Source organism: Acidovorax sp. SUPP2539, from assembly GCF_030158975.1.
In the GTDB taxonomy this organism is placed as follows: Bacteria; Pseudomonadota; Gammaproteobacteria; order Burkholderiales; family Burkholderiaceae_C; genus Paracidovorax.
Window position 1 is genome coordinate 93,085 of record NZ_BQXJ01000008.1, and the last position, 20,064, is coordinate 113,148.

Here is a 20,064-nt window from a genome sequence, read left to right on the forward strand (position 1 = left end):
GGCGAATCAGTTCAGGTGGATGTCTTCGCCCTGGATCACCACGTTGTCGCCATCGGCCGTGATCTGGATGAGCTTGCCGTTGACGCTGACCGTGCCGTCGTCCTTCATCTCCAGCACGGACTTGCCCACCTTGAGGGTGATGCTGGTTTCGTCCATGACCAGGCTGGAGCCGCTCTTTCCTCCTGAGCCACCGGAGGGTGCGGTGATGTTCTTGGAGACCGCGCCGGCCGCCGCGCTTCCACCGCCCCCACCCACGGTGAGCGCATATTTCTTGCCCGCCGTGTGGGTGTGCTCCATCCCGATGGTGTCGCTACGGTTCATGCCCACGTTGGTCATCATCGTGATGCCCACGTTGAGGTTGTAGGCCACGCCGACGTTGGCCATCTTGAAAACGCCCGTGGTCTGGATGCAGCCCACGCCGATGGTTTCGGTCTTCAGCAGGCCCACCGTGGTGGTCCAGTTTTTCGAGATGGAATCGGTCTCGCTGCGGCCGACCGTCTTGCTGCGGTTCTTGCCGATACGGATGTCTTCATTGATGCCGACCGTCTCATCCCGGTTGTCACCGATCGAGATCGTCTCGTTGTGGTCCACCCGTTCCTTGCGGTTGGAATGGATGGTGATGGTCTCGTCGCCATCCACTTCCTCGGTGCGCCAGCCATGCACCGTGATCTTTTCATTGCGGTCCACCGTTTCCGTGCGGTCCCGGTGGATGGTGTTCGTCTCGTCCCGGTCGATCGTCTTGCGCCGGTCATTGCCCACCCACTTGTCCTCGTCGTTCTCGACCTCGGTAAGCTGGTCCTTCTGCGCATGCAGCCACAGCTGCTCCGCGCCCTTCTTGTCCTCGAAGCGGATCGCGTTGGCGTCACCCGCACCGTTCTTCATGCCGTCGCCGAAGGCCCCGCCCTTGCTCGACTGCGTCTTGATGCCCGACTGCGTCGCATTGCCCGGCAACGCCCACGGCGGCATGTTGGCGGCGTTATAGACGCAGCCCACGACCAGGGGATAGTCGGGGTCACCGTTCAGAAAATCGACCACCACTTCGTGCCCAATGCGCGGGATCGAGATCGCCCCGAAGCCCGAGCCTGCCCAGCTCGTGGCCACCCGCACCCAGCAGCTGGAGTTCTCGTCCATCGCCCCCAGCCGGTCCCAGTGGAACTGCACCTTGATGCGGCCGTATTCGTCGGTCCAGATTTCTTCCCCGGCCGGGCCGACCACGACGGCGGTCTGCGGGCCGGTGGTTCTGGGCCTTTGCGTCTTGCGCGCGGGCGTGTACGGAAGGCTCGTGGGCTGGGCCGTGAGGCTGAATTTCTGGAAGGAGCCCTGCTCCTCGTTGTGCTTGAGCGCCTCGCCCGGCTTGGCGCTGTTGAAGGAAGAGCTGCGCGGGTTCTCGTGCAGGTGGTAGGTGACGCCGGTGATGAGGTACTGCCGGTTCTGGTCCCCGCGTGGGTAGTTCTCCAGGGTGAAGGTGTAGCCCGTCGCGAGGCTGCGGTGGCGGGATTCGCCCCTGACGGTGCTGTGGCCCGTCAGCCCTTCCTGCAAGCGGACGCGGGCGTATTGCTCGCCGTCGCCGTGCTGCACGTAGCCGCCCGGCCATTCGTAGATCTCGTACGCGTCGTGCGCGTGCCCCGGGGGCTGCTGGCGCATGTTGGAGAGATCCGACCTCGGCTTCTTGAAGTCATAGTCGTCGTTGTAGTACCGCCCGGGCTTGATCTCCTCGCCCAATGTCCAGGCGTGGATGTTCTCGCGGTCGGCCGTGGCCGATTTCTCGGGCGGGTAGAACGGGATCACGGCCGCGCCCGGCAGGGGCTCATGCCCGGCCACGATGTCGTCGGCGATCACCAGGGTGTGCTGGCCGCTCGCGTGCTGGAAGTAGTAGTACGCCCCTTCATGCTCCAGCAACCGGGAGACGAAGTCGAAGTCGCTCTCGCCGTACTGCACGCAGTAGTCCCAGGCGCGGTACGCGCGCGTGAGCTTGAGTTGCAGAGGGTAGCCATACCGGCCCAGCACCTCCTGCACGATCTGCGGGACGGTCTTGAACTGGAAGATGCGGAAATCCTGCCGCCGCGTGGCCACCCAGAGCCAGGGCTGCAGGCGCAGGTGGTAGGAGTAGAGGCGATGGTCCTGGCCCTGCATGCCGAAGCGCGTGACCAGGCCGTCCAGGTACCGCTTGCCGCCGCCTTCGGTCTCGATCTCCACCGTCGCCGTCTTGCCCAGCAGCGCCTTGGGATCGATGTCGCGCCCCTCCGAGAGCAGGTCGACGTCGAAGGAATAAAGCGATGAGAGCGCTTCCTCACCCCGCAGTTGTCGAAACTGCAGGGCCTCTCCCAAGGCCGTTTTGATGGTGACGCGGCGGGTCATTTATTGAGGCATCGACAAAAAGCCATGCCACCTTGTGTCAAAACGGGCGCGATCTTAGTCCGCGCATGGCCGAGCCGAACATCCCACGCCCAGTTTGTTTTGTTTCAGATCGTTAACCGTTATGCACCGCATGAAATTTGACATGATGTCGATGAAGCCTGCAGACCCGTTGCTGAGCGTTGGACTCGACAAAAGGGGAGCAAGACGTGCGGTTTCGCTTGCGGCAGATGGAAGTATTTCGGGCGGTCATGCAGGCCGGGTCAGTGAAAGGGGCTGCGAAGCTTCTCTCGATGTCGCAGCCGGCAGTGAGCCGAGGAATTGCCCATACGGAGCAATGCCTTGGATACCCATTGTTCGATCGCGTCGGTGGTCGCCTATGCCCCACCGAGGAGGCGAAGGCCCTGATCGCCGAGGTGGAGTCGTGCTACCTCCATGCGCTTCAAGTCAACGATCTGGCGGCGAGTCTCCGCAATGGTTCTGCCGGCTCCCTGAACATCTGCTCCAGCGCTTGCCTCGCTCGCGGGCTGACTGCAAAAGCCGTCGCACGTTTCCTGGCACGCCACCCGAAGGTGCAAGTGCAACTGCGGGTATGCACGCTTGCAGACATGCCTCGCGTCCTTCTGAGCAATCAGGCCGACTTGGCCGTCGCGGTTCTCCCTCTGGAACACGTCAATCTGGAGGTCGAGGTGGTGAGCTCTGGGCGAATAGTGTGTGTCATGCCGCATAACCATCCTCTCTCCTCTCAAGAGCGCATCAGCTTGCGGGACCTCGCCGGGTTCCCAGTCATTGCTCCACATCCGAGCAATCCGGGCGGCCAATTGATCGAAACCGCATTGGAAAAGCGTGGGCTATCGTTGAACGTATGCGTCCATATCTGGCAAATGGACGTCGCCTACGGACTTGTCGCAGCAGGCGTCGGGGTGGCACTGCTGGATGAATTCACGCTGCAGGCCCAGGAGCACCAACATCTGCGCTCGATGCCAATTACCGAAGACATATGTCTGACCCCGGCTGTTGTGCGCTCTTCGCTCGGGGTCGCAAGACCGTATGTAGCGCCGTTTATCAGCGCTTTGAAAGAGCAGGCTGCAGAGGATCGTGCGGCTGCAGATGTGTCTAGATGCCGACAGCCAAACACCGTGTTATGGCGGCCATAACTTATTACCTGAGCGCATAGGCGATGGGGGATCAATTACCCAAGATGCATCCCCCACGGCAGATTGCGCAATCGTCATATTCCGATAGCCGGCATAGCATCTCGACCGTGAACTGCTCATGCGATTTCGCTGCGTGGCTGGCTGCTTTCTCCCCAACAAACGCCCGGTCCGCCGACGCGGCCTGTTGACCCTTGCACCCGCCAGTCGAGCGCATTTGAGCAAACCGCACGCACCTGCCGCTGTGCGTGGAAGAAGCAATCCATCTCGGGAGGAAACCATGAAAAAGACCATCATCGCATCGCTCGTTGCCGTCCCGCTGCTGGCTGCAGCCCACCCCGACAAGCCAATCCACCTGGTCGTGCCGATGCCCGCAGGGAGCACTTCCGACCTAGTCGCCCGAACATTGGCCGAGTCGATGGGGGCACGACTCAAGCAGTCGATCGTCGTGGACAACCAGCCCGGCGGCAACGCCGTGGTCGGCACCATGGCTGTAGTACGGGCCGCGCCTGACGGCTACACCCTGCTATTGGTTGGGGTCACGAACGGGGCGAGCAATCTGGCGGTGATGAAGGTGCTGCCCTACGACCCGCGCAAGGACCTCGCGCCGATTTCCTTGGTCGCAGAACTGCCTTTCCTGCTGGTTTCCCGCAAGTCTCTGCCCGTCCAGAACGTGCAGCAACTGGTCGCCTATGGCAAAGCGCACCCGGACAAGCTGTCGTATGGATACGGATCAGGAAGCAGCCAACTGAAAGCAGCGCGGTTCGTATCGCTGGCAGGCTTCACTGCCACGGCCGTGGGGTACAAAGGCAACAACCTGGCCGTGACAGACCTGATCGGCGGCACGAACGATTTCGTCATCGCCGATGTCCTCAATAGCTTGCAGGCGGTGCGGGCCGGGCGCGTCAACGCATTGGGCGTGACGACGGCACATCGAACCTCGCTGGCACCGGACATTCCAACCCTTGCAGAGCAGGGAATCAAGGATTACGACCTCTCCAGCTGGATCGGCTTGGCGGCTCCGGCGCACACCCCTCCCGAAATCGTAAAGCAGCTGAGCGACACGTTGCGCGAGGTGCTTGCAGATCCCACAGTGCAGCAACGCTTCGCCACAGCAGGCCTCACCACTCTGCCCTCCTCGCCGCAGGAGTTCGGCCGCTTTCTCGCGGACGAGATCGCCAAGTGGGGCGCGGTCGCGCGCGATGCCGGCATCCATCCGCAGTGAGACGCGCCGGCAAGCCGATGCTCCACTTCCACTTGATCAGACTGGCCATCTCGTCGTTGCCCCATGAAGCCGGCCCAAAGCGCTGCGCTTCTGTCGTCAAGGGATTGAGCACGGCCTGACAGCGACGCCGCCAGCTATCGCTGGCACCGATGCTGATTCCGCAGCTGAGGCGGCGGACCATCACACTCTTCGTTGATCGCATGCCCGTTAGGGGCACGGCGGGCGCGCGCCTGCCGATAAGCCGGCCATGCCCGTAACGGCAACCGGAAGGAGACACCCACCATGCATCCCCATTCCAACGTACATGACGCTCTCGCCGCGGCCTTGGCGCCGCTTGCCAAGCCCGGCAGCTTCAAGGACCCGGTGGTGCGCGGCCATGTGATGCACGTGGCGAAAGCGCTGGCGGCGGTGCGCTGCGCATTGGACGGCAGCGCGCATACGGCGGCCATCGCGCGCCTGCGTGCATTGGGCGTCACCGGTGCGCTGCTTGCCCGTGTTGCCGACCGGCTGCCCCGCGGTCCGCTGCAGGGCCTTATGACGAACAATGTCCGTGCCTCGGCAACTTGGGCGGGCAGCATGCTGGAGTACGGCTGGCGTGGATTGTCACCCACATCCCAAGTGGCGTGGGGGCTGGGCTTCGACTCCGCGAATTTCAGCGAGGCCGCGGAAAACCCCACCTTACACTGGATCGCGAGTGGAACCGTGCCGCTGTACCTGACGCAGTCGTGGCAGGTTCTGGGCGGGGTGGTCGATGCCGCATTGTTGCGTGGGCTGGGCGATCTGGCGCGCAGCGTGTGCGAGCAACCTGATGTGCGCTGCACCGTCTTTGCCGGCAGCTATCGGGATACCGTCCAGCAGTTGGAGTGCATGGCCGAGACCTTGCTTGCTATCGACCTGCGGATGCAGGAATGCGCCTGGATGCTGGCACAGCTGTCAGAGCGGTTGGATCCGCTGGCTGGCCGTGTGCTGTCCGCACTGGACGCGCGGTACAGCGGCGCGGGAGGCCTGCCGGTGGAGTACATCTACGCGGAGTTCGACCAGGTCCAGCAGCACAATCTGACGTCGTGGTGCGCTGCGCAGTTTCGGCTCCTTCAGGTGCGGCTGCTGGATGACGCCGGCGGGCTGACGACCGAAGGCAGCGCTGCTGTAGTGAACGCTCGCCGGCTACTCCTGGGTCGTCCTTCCCCCGTTACGCCACATCCCATGGCCATTGCCTAAACGGATCACCGCTAGACCCGGATTCTGCATGGGCGCCTGCCCTCCGAATGCTCACTATCGACCGCAGGTCGCGGAGGATTTCTCCTCCCTTCCCAGGCAGCCACGATCTTCAAGGCTGCGGCGCGCAGGCGCCGATCGCACCAGTCCGCTCCACATCCGAAACGGCGGACGCCCAGCGCGAAAGCGCTGGTGGATGCACTTCATCGCCAACCCACGGGGTCTCCACCCCGATGGGCGTGTAGCCCCTCTTTGTAAGAAAGTCGGAGGCTACACATGCCGCAACTTGCCACGTCCGAGGTGCTGCAACCCAGCACTACACCCTGCCCGGCACTCACCGTCCAGGAAAGCCGACTGGTCCATCGCGCACTCCACGTGCTGGAGCAGCGCATGTTCCATCGTGAGGCAGCGATCTCGAGCCCGAGGGAGCTTTACGACTACCTGCGGCTCAAGCTCGCCGGCGAGCTCCACGAGGTCTTCGGCGTTGTCTTCCTCGACTGCCAAAATCGAGCCATCGCCTTCGAGGCCCTGTTCCAAGGAACGATCAATCAGGCGGTGGTCTACCCGCGTGTCATCGTCAAGCGAGCGATGGATCTGAACGCCAGTTCGGTCATCCTCGTCCATAACCACCCTTCGGGCACCTCCCAGTGCAGCGATGCTGACCGGGGCCTCACGGAGCGCATCTGCGCTTCGCTGGGCTTGATCGACGTCCGCGTGGTGGACCACGTGATCGTTGGCTCGGGCACGCCCTACTCATTCGCCGAAGCCGGCCTGCTGTGATCCAACGACGCCCCGGCCCCGGGGCGTCCTCTCCCAGCCGAACAACAGGGCAGCGGGCGTTGCTTATTTCCCCTGGCCGCGCCCGGGCACCTGCGTTCGACTTGGAACCCGTGAACACACATCCAGGGTTCCCACGTGCAAGTCCACCGCCTTCCCATGCGCACGAGCCTCGCCCCCCTCGCGAGGGCGACCGCCGGCCTGGCCTTGATGGCCTCCGCGTCGGCCTTCGCCGATGACGTGAGGATCTTCACCGACACGGCCCACCCGGCCACCGCTGTGCCCGGCGCGACCATCATCGAGCTGGATGCACCCGCCCGCCTGGTATCGGAGCTGGGTGGGGGCCTGCCGGTGGATCCGCAGCGTGCGGAAGCCGTCATGCGCCAGCGTCTGGCGAACCCAACGCTCGCCGAAAGGCAGAAGAGGATCGGCCAGGCATTCCAGGCGGTGGCAGACGCGTACTCGCTCGGTGTCGCCAAGCTGCCCGCGGTCGTGGTCGAGGGGCGCTACGTCGTGTATGGCGACGCCGACACACGCCGCGCCCTGGGTCGCATCGCGGCGTACCGGAGGGCCGGGCAGTGATGCGCTCCAAGAGACTGCGCGCCGCGACCTTCGGCGTCCTGTTCGCCGCCACGGTGCCCTCGTATGCACTGGATACCGCGACCATCGTGGCTTCGGCGTTTTCGCCTGACTGCTTCGCGTATCGGGTCTCCGGCATCTGCTACTGGCTGTATTGCACGTGGAGCGGCTGCACGGTGCGCACCTCGGTGAAGGTGCGGCACTACGTTCCTGATGCGGTCGTCTCCAGCTACAGCAACACCGGCGTGAACCCCTGGGTCGAAGTCCGCGCGATGAGCGTGCCCAACCCCTCCGCGCAGGCCGGGGGCGACGGAACCACCAACCAGAGCCACGAGAACAACCTCGCAAAGTTCAAGAACTCGGACGTGATCGGACATCCGGCCGGTGAAGCGTTCTCCGCGTTCGCCAGCGCTTCCGGCTACACCTGCGAGGGCGCAGGCACTCCCTTCATGCCATACCTGCTGAGCACCTTCGACACGCTGGCATGGCGCTACAACGTGCCCGAACTCGCGTACCCCGAGTCGCTCACCCCCGGCATGCGCGAGATCGGATCGCGCCTGTCGGCGGACCTGTGGGGCAACATCTATCCGCGGGGCGGCTTCCTGCACCAGACCGACGACCACTTCAGTGGCGCCGTGGTCGCACAGCGCGCTGGCGATGTGGTGACACGCACTGGCCAGCCGCACGTGTACCAGCCCCTGCTCGCGAGCCCGCGCGCGGGCTACTGGCCCGCCGGCCCGCTGGTCGAGAGCAATGCCGATTCCGGCAAGTGGCAGGAGCTGACGCCCACCCTCTCCGGCCAATGCGCGGTCTTCCCCAACCGTGGCCCCCACTTGCAGGCCCGGCAAGGCGACTACGCCTGGGCGCTCTGGCGCCCGTACAGCTGCTGCCAGCGGCGTGGCCAGGTCTTCATCGGCAGCACCGATTTCTGAGATTTCTGACGGAGAACCCGTGGACGACATGGCACCCCCCCGCACTGCTCCCCGCGCAAGCCTGCGCAGCCTGATCGCCATTGCCGCACTCGCAGCCCTCTGCAGCACGTCCGGTGCGCAGACGCGGATCGACGAGGACGGCATCCGCGCCAGCGGCAACGTGATCGGTAGCGACGTGCTCTACAGCATCGGCGGCGGCCGCGCCGTGTCGATGAGCCCTGCCGGGAACATGCAGAGCATCGGCGTCGGCATGGGCTGGAACAGCAACCTGATCTGCGGGGACATGAGCATCACCACCACGCTGCAGAACCAGCTCAACGGCATCAGCAACGGCTTTCAGTCGATCATGAGCAATGTGATCCAGTCCGCGACGAGCGCGGTCGCATCGCTGCCAGCGCTCATCATCCAGCGTGCCGATCCCGGGCTCTACAACCTGCTGACGAACGGCATCCTGCAGGCCCGGCTGGACTTCGACCGCTCCAAGATGACCTGCCGGGCGATCGCCAGCCGCATGGCGGACATGGCGGGCGGACAGACCGGCTGGGACCAGTTGGCCGAGGGCATGGCCCTCAAGCAGGCGGTATCCAGTACGGACGCGGTATCGGCCATCGAACGCGCCGAGGCCAACAAGGGCAACAACGGCGTTCCCTGGGTCGGCGGCGGCAATGCGGGCGGCTCGGGCCAGTCCTCGATCAAGATCGTGGGGGACGTCACGCGTGCGGGCTACAACCTGTTGAACGGGCGTGGAGCCACCGACACGTCTTCCATCTCCGCGAACGAGTGCAACGGACGCCTGTCGTGCCAGACGTGGAGTTCGCCCCAGGCGGCGGCCACGTGGGCAACGAGGGTGCTGGGCGAGCGGGAGCAACGAACCTGCGAGACCTGTACCAAGACCTCGACGACACCCGGCGTAGGCCTGACGCCGCTGATCCAGGAAGAGTACGAGGCCAAGCTCAAGGCGCTGCAGGAACTCGTCTCCGGGGCCAAGCCGACCACCCCCGCAAACCTGGACGCCGCCGGCAGCGCCTCGCTGCCGCTCACGCGCGGCGTCATCGAAGCGCTGCGCGACGAGCCCGACCAGGATCTGCTGGGCAAGCGCCTGGCGTCGGAGGTCGCGCTCGCCTCGGTGATGGAGAAGGCCCTTCTGCTGCAGCGCACTCTGCTGACGGGCCGCAAGGAGCCCAACGTCGCGGCCAACGAGCTCGCGACGAAAGCGGTGGATCAGGAAAGCGGCGCGCTGGAACAGGAGATCCAGAACCTGAAGACCGAGCTGGAGCTGCGCCGCGAGCTCGCCGGCAACTCCCCGATGACATTGATCCAGCGCTACAGCACGCGCGCCGCCGGCTCGCGCGGCATCTACCAGGGCGACCCCACCAGGGACCGTGTCCAGGAGATTCAGAAGCCCCGGAGCACGCAATGAGCGCCAGCAACGGCGTCAGGCGCGTACAGCACCTGGTCAACGTCTCCGGCGGCAAGGACTCTACCGCGACCTACTTGCTCGCCCTGGAGTCCGGCCGGGACTTTCGTGCTGTCTTCGCAGACACCGGCAACGAGCACGAACTCACCTACGAATTCGTGCAGCAGCTGCTGGAGCGCACGGGCGGCCCCGCGATCGAGTGGGTGAAGGCAGACTTCAGCGCAAGGATGGCGAAGCACAAGGCTTATGTGCTGGAGCGCTGGCCGCAAATGGGCATTTCCGATGCGCTCGTCCGCGAGGCTGCGGAACTGCATGAGCCGACGGGCAACCCCTTCCTCGACCTCTGCATCACCAAAGGACGCTTTCCGTCGAGGATGGCCCAGTTCTGCACCTCCGAGCTGAAAGAACTGCCGATCACCGAACAGGTGGTTCTGCCGATGCTCCGGCGCGGCCCCGTCATCCAGTGGCTCGGGATCCGTGCGGAGGAAAGCCGGCACCGCGCCCTGCAGCCACGCCTCAACCGCCACGAATCCGGCTGCTACCTGTGGCGGCCGATCTTCGACTGGACGCTGCAGCAGGTCTGGAAAAAGCACACCGACCACGGGCTCACCCCCAACCCGCTCTACTCCATGGGCATGGGCCGCGTCGGCTGCATGCCCTGCATCCACACCAGGAAAGCCGAACTCAGGTCGATTGCAGAACGCTTCCCGGAACACGTCGAACGCATCGAGCGCTGGGAACGCGTCGTCGCGGCAGCGAACAAGCGCCATGCCGCGACCTTCTTCCCGGTGCGCAAGGACCCCACCGACGCAGACCGGCCCGGCCAGTACTCGGGCATCCGGCGCGTGGTGCAGTGGTGCCGCACCGCGCGCGGGGGCCGCCAGTACGCGCTGTTCTTCGATGACCAGGCCGGAGCGGGCTGTTCGTCCGACCTGGCGCTATGCGAGCGTGACATCTGACTTGCAGAGGGTGACTTTGATCCTGCGGACCATACTCCGCGCTGCGATCTGGCTGGCACTTCTGGTCGGCGTAGCGGTTGCCGCGAAACTTTGTGGCGTCTGCGTGTTGGATGGCATGGGCGCATGGAGTCTGTGGTCGAAGCAGCATGCTGGCGTATTCTTCGTGTGTCGGATGGCTCTGTATCTAGGTGCCTCCTGGGGTTGGCGACACCTTCTGAAGCGCTGTAACAACCAACCTGCAAGCAAAGAAGAATCCGCACTTCTGCGCCGTCTAGAACTTGCCTCAATCGCGGCGGTGCTGGTTGTTGAAGCCAGCTACGGGCTGCTCCGCTAGGCGACGAACAATGCGGATAGCGCTGCATCCATTTCATGCATGCGCAACGACAACCTTTGAGGCCAACTGGCTACCCCACCAATTCTTTGCTCTCGAAGTCCTTACGCCCGCGATGAACACGTTTTTCGCATTGATGGCTGAATACGGCACGGCGCAGATTCCGGTACAAAAATGCGCGGCGCTGTTCGGCCTTTCAGCTAGGAAGGCCGAGGAGTACGCGCGTCGACAGGAACTTCCGGTACCAGCCTTTCGCGTCGGCTCACAGAAAAGCCCATGGCTAGTGGACGCTCAAAAACTAGCTGAACATCTGGACGCAGCAAAAAAGCAGGCGCAGACCGACTGGGAACGCATGCGCGCCTGATGCATGCCGATGCTGCATCAACGCTCAGGCACGTCTTCCGGACGAAGATGGGTGTAACGCTTTAGAGTTGCCCAACTCTCGTGCAATGTGAATTGCGCCACCTCCTGGATCGAGTAGCCAAGCTCAAAGAGGCGGCTCGTGGCTTCGTGACGCAAATCATGAAAGTGCAGGTCTTCGATCTCCAGCACTTTGCAAGCGCGCGTAAATGCTGCACTCACCGATTTTGGGTTGAACGGGAACACATACGCGGCTTTCTCTCCGTCAGCTATCGGCTGGCGCTTGATGATTTCCATAGCCGCTGCTCTGAGTCGAAACTTTCGACGATTGCCCGTCTTGTGCCTTGGATGCTTCACGTCATCCAGCCAGCCGATGCTCTTGTCCTGATCCACGTCCGCGCGCCGCAGGCGACAAATTTCATCCTCCCGTCGTGAGCTCTCAATCGCGAACCGCATGATCTCCGCCATGGGGATGATGCTCCTGGCGTCCCGCTTCTCGAAGTGTTCGAGCAGCGCCGCTTCCTCAGCGGCCGTAATACGTCGTTCTCGCAGCTTCGCCTTCGAGAGGACGCGAGTACGGAGTAGTTCAATTCGTGCGTTGTCGAGAATTTGCAGAGGTTCGCGAAGGCCACGCGTGGCCGCGGCGTGCAGAAGAACCTGGCGGAACCAGACGAAGTCCCCGAGCACTGTAGCGGGGCCCGCTCCGCCAAGGCGCCGCTCGCGGGCATAGCTCATCCAATCGGCCTCGCTTAACCCCGTGACCTCCCTATCGGCAGGGGTAGACTTCTTGAGGCGGTTAATGTCCGCGGTCTTGCTTCGCCCCCATGGGGTGATGTTCGTAGCCGCACCGACATACTCGTCGAACAGCACACTAAGGGTCACCTTCTCTGGCACCTTGCGGCCACTTGCGCGTGCCAGTTCCAACTCCGACTCTCGGCGCTTCATCCACGCGGACGCCAACGCGTGGCGACTGAAGGTACGCGCCTCGTTGTGTACCACCTTCCCGCCCTGCTTCAGCCGGATCTGGGCTGTGTAGGAGAGGGTTCCGTTACTCTTCTTTCGTTGCGTGATCGTGCCCATCTAGTAGTGCTACACGGCAGTCTTTGTAGCACTCAATGTAGCACCACGACGAGAAAAATGGAGCGAAACGGTGCAAGAAAGCGGAAAATAGGAAGCTAAAAATGTTACAGACACACTCGCAAGCTATTGATTCTAAAGAAAACAGCGTGAAAGCGAGCCCCTGGCGGCTATCCGTCGCCCCCATGATGGACTGGACCGACCGCCACTGCCGCTACCTGCACCGCCTGCTGAGCCGCCATGCACTGCTCTACACCGAGATGGTGACGACCGGCGCGCTGATCCATGGCGACGTCGAGAGGCACCTGCGCTTCAACGCCGAGGAGCACCCGGTGGCCCTGCAACTGGGCGGCAGCGAGCCGGCCGATCTGGCGCAGGCCGCGCGGCTGGGTGCGCAATGGGGCTACGGAGAGATCAACCTCAACTGCGGCTGCCCCAGCGAGCGCGTGCAGCGCGGCGCTTTCGGCGCCTGCCTGATGAACGAGCCGCAACTGGTGGCCGACGGCGTGAAGGCCATGGTCGATGTGGTGGACGTGCCGGTCACGGTCAAGCACCGCATCGGCATCGACCAGAGCGAGGACTACGGCTTCGTGCGCGACTTCATCGGCACCGTGGCGGATGCGGGCTGCAACGTGTTCATCGTCCATGCGCGCAACGCCTGGCTCAAGGGCCTGTCGCCCAAGGAAAACCGCGAGATCCCGCCGTTGCGGTACGACGTGGTGCAGCGCCTGAAGGCGGATTTTCCGCACCTCACCATCGCCTTGAACGGCGGCCTGGCCACCGACGAGTCCGTGGCCGATGCGCTGGGCCGGGTCGATGGCGCCATGGTGGGGCGCGAGGCGTACCACAACCCCTGGTGGCTCGCGCGCTGGGACGCGCTCTATTTCGGCGCCGCCGACAACGCCCTCACGCGCGAGGGGGTCGAGGCCGCCATGGTGGACTACATGGCGCGCGAGGCGGCACTGCACGGCACCCACTGGTATTCGATCGCCCGCCACATGCTGGGGCTGCGCCACGGCCTGCCGGGCGCGCGGCGCTGGCGGCAGGTGTGGAGCGACCATCGGTTGAAGGGCCTGCCCGCGCACGAGGTGATGGCCCTGGCGCAGGCGCCGCAGCGCGGCGCGCCTTCGGACACCCCGGCCGCCCTGGACGCCTCGGCCGAACTGGCGGCCACGCGGTAAATCCGGCCGGCACGGCCGGCGGCGTTCCGGGCAGCGTGCCCGGGCAGCGTGCCCGGGCAATGCAGTTGGACTACGATGGCGGCTCGGACGGTGGCCCGCCCTGGAGGCCATCGCCCTCAAGCACCGTTTCTTTTTGCCCATGCCCTCGCTCGATTTCTCCCGGGAAGAAAAAGGCTTTGAAGCCGCCTATGCCCAGGAACTGCCTGCGCTGCAGTACGCCTGCGCCTCCTACATGGCGCTGCTGCAGGCGATCCTCTCGCGCACGCCCCACCTGGACATCACCAAGGTCGAGGGGCGCGTGAAGGACCGCCGCGAATGCGTGAACAAGTTCTCGCGCAAATACCGCGCGGCGCTGGAAGAAAGCAACACCCCCTACGAGATCCGCCCCTACATCACCGATCTGATCGGCGTGCGGGTGGTGTGCCTGTACGAGGACGAGCTGGAAAAGGTGGCGCAGGCCGTGCGATCGCACTTCGACGTGATCGACGTGACCGACAAGGTGACGGCGGTGGAGAGCACCGAGGACTCCTTCGGCTACAAGGGCCTGCACTTGGACCTGCGGCTGACGCCGACCCAGGCGGCCCTGGCCGAACACGCGGCCTATGCCCACCAGCCGTTCGAGTTGCAGGTGCGCACGATCATCCAGGACTCCTGGAGCGTGCTGGACCACAAGATCAAGTACAAGAAATCGATCCCCGGGCAGCTCAAGCGGCGCATCAACGTGCTGTCGGCCCTGTTCGAGCTGGCCGACCGCGAGTTCCTGCAGATCCGCGACGCGACCGAGGCCGAACTGCGGCAGGCGCCCGACGAAACCGCCGAGCCCGACGAGGGCACCGACCTGGAGTCGGCCCCCGCCGAGAAGGCGCAGGCGCCGGGCAGCGAGCTCAATGCGTTCACGTTCCTCAAGATCGCGAACCACTTCTTCAAGGACCAGGACTTCGAGCCGCACAAGGTGGACTTGTTCGTGGAGGACATCCGCGCGTGGTCGCCCACCATCACACGAGCGCGCTTCAACACCCTGATGCGGGCCACCATCGGCACCGTCAAACGCTACAAACAGCACTTCGAGGACCACAACCCGCAGGGCAGCTTCAACGCCTACACGGTCATCCGCCACTGCCTTTACCTCGGCGACCGCACCACGTTCCGCCGGGCCTTGCGCAACAGTTCGCGCGAGGCGTTCGAGGCGTGGCTGAAAGAACACGCCTGACGACGCGTTCCGGCACCGACCACTAAAACAGCCCTCAGCGCAATCATCACTAGGGCATAGCGCTATATTTTTAATAGCAAACAAACAGCCTTCCTTCACGCGACAATTGTTTCCATTTGTCGCATAGGTGACTCGTTGTCAGTACTTTCACGCCATACAGGGGTTGCTTTGTACTGCTATATTGCACTGCAACATATCCGGAGTTTCGCGCCAAATGCTTTACAACATCTACGAAACCCAGCGTTCGCTCATGGAGCCGTTCGCGGACTTTGCCCAGACCGCATCCAAGCTCTACAGCAACCCCGTGTCGCCCTTCAGCCAGACGGTCTTCGCCCAGCGCATGTCCGCGGGCTACGACCTGCTGTACCGCCTGGGCAAGGATTACGAGAAGCCGGTGTTCGGCATCCACACCGTCAGCGTGCAGGGCACGGATGTCGCCATCCACGAACGGGTGGAGATCGACAAGCCCTTTTGCGAGCTGCGCCGCTTCAAGCGCTTCTCGGACGACCCCGCCACCCTCACCCACATCAAGCAGCAGCCCGCCGTGCTGATCGTGGCGCCGTTGTCGGGCCACTACGCCACGCTGCTGCGCGACACCGTGCGCACCATGCTGCAGGGCCACAAGGTTTACATCACCGACTGGAAGAATGCCCGCCTCGTGCCGCTCGCCGACGGCGCCTTCCATCTGGACGACTATGTGAACTACGTGCAGGAGTTCATCCGCCACCTGCAGTCGCGCTACGGCAACTGCCACGTGGTCAGCGTGTGCCAGCCCACGGTGCCGGTGCTGGCCGCCGTGTCGCTCATGGCCAGCCGCGGCGAGACCACGCCGCTGTCCATGACCATGATGGGCGGGCCCATCGACGCGCGCAAATCCCCCACCGCGGTGAACAACCTGGCCACGAACCGCAGCTACGAGTGGTTCGAGAACAACGTGATCTACCGCGTGCCCGACAGCTTCCCCGGCGCGGGCCGGCGCGTGTACCCCGGCTTCCTGCAGCACACGGGCTTCGTGGCGATGAACCCCGACCGCCACGCCACCAGCCACTACGACTACTTCAAGGACCTCATCAAGGGCGACGACGCCAGCGCCGAGGCCCACCGCAAGTTCTACGACGAATACAACGCCGTGCTGGACATGGACGCGGATTACTACTTGGAGACCATCAAGACCGTCTTCCAGGACTACAGCCTGGTGCACGGCACCTGGGATGTGCGCGCCCCTGAAGGCCAGCCCGAGCGCGTGCGCCCGCAGGACATCCACACCACCGCCCTGCTCACCGTCGAAGGCGAGCTGGACGACATCTCCGGCTCCGGCCAGACCGAGGCCGCGCACAGCCTGTGCACCGGCATCGCCCAGAAGAACCGCAGCCACTACGAAGTGAAGGGTGCGGGCCACTACGGCATTTTCAGCGGCCGCCGCTGGCGCGATCTGGTGTACCCCCAGGTGCGCGACTTCATCCTGGCCCATGAGCCCGCCCACGCGACTGACACCGGCACCACGCCCCTGCCCAGCGACGACGCACCGCGCCGCCGCACCGGTGCTGCGGCGGCCGTGCACGCGGACACGGCCGGGCTGAAGGCCGCGGCCACCGCCGCCGCCAGCGCGCCGCGCGCCAAGCGCGCGCCCCGCAAGGCTTGACCCCCGCCGCGGACACCGTTCGCGCGCTCGCGGCGCGCATCGATGCGGTGCTGCCGCAGACGCAGTGCACCCGCTGCGGCTACCCCGATTGCGCGGCCTATGCCCTGGCGGTCGCCACGGCCGAGGCTGGCATCAACCAATGCCCGCCCGGTGGCGCCGAGGGCGTGGAACGCCTGGCCGCCCTCACGCAGCGGCCGGTGCAGCCGCTCTCGCCGGACCACGGTACCGAAGGGCCGCGCGCCGTGGCGTTCATCGACGAGGCCTGGTGCATCGGCTGCACGCTGTGCCTCAAGGCCTGCCCCACGGACGCGATCCTGGGGGCCAACAAGCAGATGCACACAGTGATCGAGGCCCATTGCACGGGCTGCGAGCTGTGCATTCCCGTGTGCCCGGTCGATTGCATCGTGCTGGAGAACGCCAGCGGCAGCGCGACCGGCTGGGCCGCCTGGTCCGCGGCACAGGCCGGGCACGCCAGGGACCGCTACGCGGCCCGCACGCGGCGGCTGGACCGCGACGCGCAGGCGGCACCCGCCTCGCTGCCGCCCCCGGAGCCCGCTACGGCCTCAGCCGACGCAGGGGCGGCCTCATCCTCGGCGCCGCCCGGAGATGCCAAGCAGGCCGCCATCGCCGCCGCCATGGCGCGGGCCCGCGCCAGGCGTTCCGCCGACTGACGCGAGCGCCGGCAACGCTGGCTCGCCGCCCTTCTCTCCTGCGGGTGGAAGCGCCCGACCAGGATCAGGCCGCAGCGATGAGCGACTTGTAGACGCCGCAGCCCAGGTAGATCTCCCCGATTTTGCACACGAACGACATCTTGGTCTGCACCCGGCCGGTGGCCGGGTTGGTGATGTTGTACTCCACCCACCCCGGCCCCTGCTCGGCCTGGCCCGCGATGGACGCCATCAGCGCCGCGCCGTCGATGCCGGGAATGTCCTGCACGCGGGACCCGACCTTGGCCGGATTGCCGCCGAAGGCCAGGTAGGTGCCGTCCGGACGCAGCCCGAACACATACATGTCCCGGTCGTGGAAAGGCTGGGCCGGGTCCGTCAGCGTGCGCAGCAGGCTGGCCTGCGGCGCCGTGCGCGCCAGGGCCGCGGCCCGCTCCACCAGCGCCTTGGCCTCGTCGGCCGTGCCCTGCTGCAGGCGGAACGACATCACCGCCCGCGAGAGCGTGGAGGCGCGGTGTTCCAGCGCCTCGGCCTGGTGCACGGCCTGGCCCACCATCTGGGCGTTGCGCTGGGTGATCTGGTCGAGCTGCTGCACGGCGGCGCTGATTTCGCTGAGGCCGGTGCTCTGCTCGGCGCTGGAGGCCGATATCTCGCTCACGTTGGCGGCCACGCTGCGCACGCCGCCCGCCATCTCGGCGATGCCCGAGCCCGCCGCCCGAATCAGCTGCGCGCTGGTCTCCACCTGGCGCACCGAGTCGCCGATGAGGTCGCGGATCTCGCGTGCCGCCGCGCCCGATCGCCCGGCCAGCGAGCGCACTTCGGACGCCACCACGGCGAATCCCCGGCCCTGCTCACCCGCGCGGGCCGCCTCCACCGCCGCGTTCAGCGCCAGGATGTTGGTCTGAAAGGCAATACCGTCGATCACCGCCGTGATCTCGGCCATGCGGCTGGCCCCCTGCTGGATGGCCTCGACCGACTGCACCGCCCGGTCCATGGCCTGCGCTCCCGCATCGGCCGAGGTGCGCACCTGGGCCGCCTGCTGGTCCGCCGAGCGGGCGGTTTCGGCGTTCTGCTGCACGGCGGAGGACAGTTGTTCGACGCTCGCGGCGGTCTGCTCCAGATTGGCGGCCTGCTGCTCGGTGCGCTCGGCCAGCGCCCGGTTGTCCGCGGCTAGGCTCTCGCCGGCATGGGCGACCAGCGCGGCATTGCTGCGGATGTCGGCCACCATCGACGACAGCATGAGCACCATGCGCTCCAGCAGGCCACCCAGTCGGGCCATTTCGTCCTGCCCCGCGATGCGCGGCCGCGCCCCCAGGTCGCCGCGCGCCGCGCTGTCCATGGCATGGGCCAGCACCGCGAGGTCGTCCGCCATGCCGCGGTGCATCGCCGCCGCCAGGTAGGCGACCAGGACGCTTCCGGCAGCGAACCACCACCACCGGCCCTGTGTGGCCAGCGCCACGGCCAGCATCGATGCCAACGCGGTGCCCGACAGCAGCGCCATCTTGGCGGGCAACGCCAGGCGGCGCATCAGCCGCACGCCCGGCCCCATTGGCGAAAATGAACCCATTCCGATGTCTCCCCAAGCGCTTTTAGTGCGCGAATGCTAGAGGCTGCGACTTACGCACGATTGACACACGCCAGGCGCGAAACGGTGCTTACGGCGACGAACACGGTGCGCGCCGGCCCGCCACCACCGCCCTGCCCGAGCCGTCCCCGGGCCACTGCCGGTGGGCGCGTGCCCGGCGGAAGACCGCGCTCCATCCACCATAATGGCGGCCCATGAATCCCCTGCTCTCCCACCTGCAGCCCTACCCATTCGAGCAGCTGCGACAGCTCTTCGCGGGGGTCACGCCCCCGGCGTCGCACCGCGCCATCAGCCTCGGCATGGGGGAACCCCGACACCCCACGCCCGCCTTCATCAAGGAAGCGCTCACCCAAAGCCTGTCGGGCCTGGCCAGCTACCCCGCCACGGCCGGCGAGCCGCGCCTTCGCCAGGCCTTCGCCGACTGGATGCAGCGGCGCTACGGCCTGGCGGTGGACGCCGCCACCCAGGTGCTGCCCATCAACGGATCGCGCGAGGCGCTGTTCGCCTTCGCGCAGACCATCATCGACCCAACGCGCGCGGGCGCAACGGTGGTTTGCCCCAATCCCTTCTATCAAATCTACGAAGGCGCGGCGCTGCTGTCGGGCGCCACGCCCTACTACGCGCCCAGCGACCCGGCCCGCAACTTCGCCGTGGACTGGGGCAGCGTGCCCGAGAGCGTCTGGCAGAACACGCAGTTGCTCTTCGTGTGTTCCCCCGGCAACCCCACGGGCGCGGTCATGCCGCTGGCCGAATGGCAAAAGCTCTTCGAGCTGAGCGACCGCTACGGCTTCGTCATCGCCTCGGACGAGTGCTACAGCGAGATCTACTTCCGGGGCGAACCGCCGCTGGGCGGGCTGGAGGCCGCGGCCCAGCTCGGCCGCGCCGACTTCCGCAACCTGATCGCCTTCACCAGCCTGTCCAAGCGCAGCAACGTGCCCGGCCTGCGCAGCGGCTTCGTGGCGGGCGATGCCCGGCTGATCCAGGCCTTCCTGCTCTACCGCACCTACCATGGCAGCGCCATGGGCCCGGCCGTGCAGGGCGCGAGCATCGCAGCCTGGAACGACGAGCAGCACGTGGACGAGAACCGCGCGCTCTACCGCCGCAAGTTCGAAGAAGTCACGCCGCTGCTGGCCCGAGTGATGGACGTGGCGCTGCCCGACGCGGGCTTCTACCTCTGGGCCCGCGTGCCCGACGCCCTGGGCCTGACCGATGCGCAGTTCGCCCGCGAACTGCTCGCTCAATACAATGTGACGGTGCTGCCCGGCAGCTACCTCGCCCGCGAGGCCGGCGGCGTCAACCCCGGCGCGCAACGCATCCGCATGGCCCTGGTGGCCGAAGCCGAAGAATGCGTGGAGGCAGCCCAGCGCATCGTGCAATTCATCCAATCCCATCCCTGAACC

The 20,064-nt window shown here is 65.6% G+C and carries 17 protein-coding genes; 14 read left to right on the forward strand and 3 right to left on the reverse strand.

Annotation, left to right across the window (positions count from 1 at the left end; all coding sequences use genetic code 11):
• Nucleotides 1–6 precede the first annotated feature (6 nt).
• A complete protein-coding gene (locus AVTE2539_RS23085) occupies nt 7–2,358 on the reverse strand; it encodes a type VI secretion system Vgr family protein (RefSeq protein ID WP_284414270.1) in 2,352 nt (783 codons plus the stop codon).
• 206 nt (nt 2,359–2,564) lie between these two features.
• Here AVTE2539_RS23085 and AVTE2539_RS23090 point away from each other — a divergent pair, with 206 nt between their 5' ends.
• From AVTE2539_RS23090 to AVTE2539_RS23130, 9 genes are all read left to right on the forward strand, one after another.
• Nucleotides 2,565–3,512: a LysR family transcriptional regulator gene (locus tag AVTE2539_RS23090; RefSeq protein ID WP_284414272.1), complete on the forward strand. Its 948-nt coding sequence runs from the start codon at nt 2,565–2,567 to the stop codon at nt 3,510–3,512.
• A 277-nt stretch (nt 3,513–3,789) separates the two neighbouring features.
• Nucleotides 3,790–4,734, forward strand: a complete 945-nt coding sequence (locus AVTE2539_RS23095; RefSeq protein WP_284414274.1) for a Bug family tripartite tricarboxylate transporter substrate binding protein — start codon at nt 3,790–3,792, stop codon at nt 4,732–4,734.
• Nucleotides 4,735–5,016: 282 nt separating this feature from the next.
• Nucleotides 5,017–5,952 (forward strand): hypothetical protein, encoded by a 936-nt coding sequence (locus tag AVTE2539_RS23100; RefSeq protein ID WP_284414276.1) that lies wholly within the window; start codon nt 5,017–5,019, stop codon nt 5,950–5,952.
• Nucleotides 5,953–6,225: 273 nt separating this feature from the next.
• On the forward strand, nt 6,226–6,729 hold the full coding sequence (locus tag AVTE2539_RS23105) for a JAB domain-containing protein (protein ID WP_284414278.1): 504 nt from the start codon (nt 6,226–6,228) through the stop codon (nt 6,727–6,729).
• A gap of 156 nt (nt 6,730–6,885) precedes the next feature.
• Nucleotides 6,886–7,308 (forward strand): TIGR03757 family integrating conjugative element protein, encoded by a 423-nt coding sequence (locus AVTE2539_RS23110; protein ID WP_284414281.1) that lies wholly within the window; start codon nt 6,886–6,888, stop codon nt 7,306–7,308.
• Nucleotides 7,308–8,237 (forward strand): TIGR03756 family integrating conjugative element protein, encoded by a 930-nt coding sequence (locus tag AVTE2539_RS23115; protein WP_284414283.1) that lies wholly within the window; start codon nt 7,308–7,310, stop codon nt 8,235–8,237. The genes AVTE2539_RS23110 and AVTE2539_RS23115 overlap by 1 nt, the downstream gene beginning before the upstream one ends.
• Before the next feature lie 28 nt (nt 8,238–8,265).
• Entirely contained in the window at nt 8,266–9,657 is a 1,392-nt protein-coding gene (locus AVTE2539_RS23120; protein WP_284414522.1) for an integrating conjugative element protein, read from the forward strand.
• Nucleotides 9,654–10,613: a phosphoadenosine phosphosulfate reductase domain-containing protein gene (locus AVTE2539_RS23125; RefSeq protein ID WP_284414285.1), complete on the forward strand. Its 960-nt coding sequence runs from the start codon at nt 9,654–9,656 to the stop codon at nt 10,611–10,613. The genes AVTE2539_RS23120 and AVTE2539_RS23125 overlap by 4 nt, the downstream gene beginning before the upstream one ends.
• Before the next feature lie 446 nt (nt 10,614–11,059).
• Entirely contained in the window at nt 11,060–11,308 is a 249-nt protein-coding gene (locus AVTE2539_RS23130; RefSeq protein ID WP_284414287.1) for a pyocin activator PrtN family protein, read from the forward strand.
• 17 nt (nt 11,309–11,325) lie between these two features.
• Here AVTE2539_RS23130 and AVTE2539_RS23135 read toward each other — a convergent pair whose 3' ends face one another.
• Nucleotides 11,326–12,384, reverse strand: a complete 1,059-nt coding sequence (locus tag AVTE2539_RS23135) for a site-specific integrase (protein ID WP_284414289.1) — start codon at nt 12,382–12,384, stop codon at nt 11,326–11,328.
• Nucleotides 12,385–12,485: 101 nt separating this feature from the next.
• On the opposite strand from AVTE2539_RS23135, the gene dusA reads away from it, so the two are divergent.
• The 4 genes from dusA to rsxB all read left to right on the forward strand — a co-directional run bounded on the left by dusA (nt 12,486) and on the right by rsxB (nt 17,085).
• Nucleotides 12,486–13,562 carry a tRNA dihydrouridine(20/20a) synthase DusA gene (dusA, locus tag AVTE2539_RS23140; protein ID WP_284414291.1) on the forward strand — a complete coding sequence of 359 codons (1,077 nt, stop codon included), beginning with the start codon at nt 12,486–12,488 and terminating at the stop codon, nt 13,560–13,562.
• A 139-nt stretch (nt 13,563–13,701) separates the two neighbouring features.
• The gene (locus AVTE2539_RS23145; protein ID WP_284414293.1) at nt 13,702–14,772 is read left to right on the forward strand and encodes a GTP pyrophosphokinase; all 1,071 of its coding nucleotides are present in this window, start codon (nt 13,702–13,704) and stop codon (nt 14,770–14,772) included.
• 214 nt (nt 14,773–14,986) lie between these two features.
• Nucleotides 14,987–16,414 (forward strand): polyhydroxyalkanoate depolymerase, encoded by a 1,428-nt coding sequence (locus tag AVTE2539_RS23150; protein ID WP_284414295.1) that lies wholly within the window; start codon nt 14,987–14,989, stop codon nt 16,412–16,414.
• The gene (gene rsxB, locus AVTE2539_RS23155) at nt 16,411–17,085 is read left to right on the forward strand and encodes an electron transport complex subunit RsxB (RefSeq protein ID WP_284414298.1); all 675 of its coding nucleotides are present in this window, start codon (nt 16,411–16,413) and stop codon (nt 17,083–17,085) included. The genes AVTE2539_RS23150 and rsxB overlap by 4 nt, the downstream gene beginning before the upstream one ends.
• 64 nt (nt 17,086–17,149) lie before the next feature.
• On the opposite strand, the gene AVTE2539_RS23160 is transcribed toward rsxB, so the two are convergent.
• Entirely contained in the window at nt 17,150–18,646 is a 1,497-nt protein-coding gene (locus AVTE2539_RS23160) for a methyl-accepting chemotaxis protein (RefSeq protein ID WP_284414299.1), read from the reverse strand.
• A 212-nt stretch (nt 18,647–18,858) separates the two neighbouring features.
• On the opposite strand from AVTE2539_RS23160, the gene dapC reads away from it, so the two are divergent.
• The gene (gene dapC, locus AVTE2539_RS23165; RefSeq protein ID WP_284414302.1) at nt 18,859–20,061 is read left to right on the forward strand and encodes a succinyldiaminopimelate transaminase; all 1,203 of its coding nucleotides are present in this window, start codon (nt 18,859–18,861) and stop codon (nt 20,059–20,061) included.
• Nucleotides 20,062–20,064: the final 3 nt, after the last annotated feature.